This is a genomic window from Gillisia xinjiangensis, from assembly GCF_046298265.1.
GTDB classification, from domain to species: domain Bacteria; phylum Bacteroidota; class Bacteroidia; order Flavobacteriales; family Flavobacteriaceae; genus Gillisia; species Gillisia xinjiangensis.
This window is the reverse complement of sequence record NZ_JBKAHK010000147.1, coordinates 1-502: the sequence shown is the minus strand read 5'-3', so window position 1 is coordinate 502 and position 502 is coordinate 1. Positions and strand designations below refer to the sequence as shown.

The following is a 502-nucleotide window of genomic DNA, read 5'->3' as shown; positions in this document are numbered from 1 at the left end:
CAAGATGCACGAGGCGCGTGACGCGGTACTTCTGGACAAAGGGGGAGCCGCGGCCCTGACGGTGCCCCCAATCCCGCCGGGCAATGTCATTCGTCACGCCGACGTAGAGCGTCCCGTTCTTGCGGCTGGCAAGGATGTAAACGGTGTAAGGCATCGCCGTGCAGTGACGCCAATGGGTCCCGGGGTCAAGCCCCGGGACGACAGCGTTGGATTTGCTCGCGTGTGCGATAGCCCGGCGAGATGTGCGAACGCCATAGGGTCACGCGCCGGGGCGACAGGCGTGCCTACCCCAGCACCGAGAACGTGCTGTTCTGGTTGATCTCGCGCAGGCGCGAGAAGGTCGCGGTGTCGATGGCGTGGTCGAGGTGCTTCAGCTTGAACTTCATCGGCTTGGCGTCCTGGTCGCCGCCGCCTTCCACGTAGTCGATCATCGCCGCCATCATGCGGCCGGCGACCGGCGCGTTCTTGAACTGGTTGCCGCTGGAGCCGCAGGCCATGTAGA

General features: G+C 65.1%; 2 protein-coding genes. Both read right to left on the bottom strand.

Going from position 1 to position 502, the window contains the following annotated elements:
• Positions 1–154: GIY-YIG nuclease family protein (locus ACKGJN_RS16935; RefSeq protein WP_409540760.1), on the bottom strand; the 154-nt coding region annotated here is incomplete at its 3' end.
• Between the two features lie 130 nt (positions 155–284).
• Positions 285–502 (bottom strand): hypothetical protein (locus ACKGJN_RS16930; protein WP_409540758.1); only part of this gene is annotated, 218 nt, incomplete at its 5' end.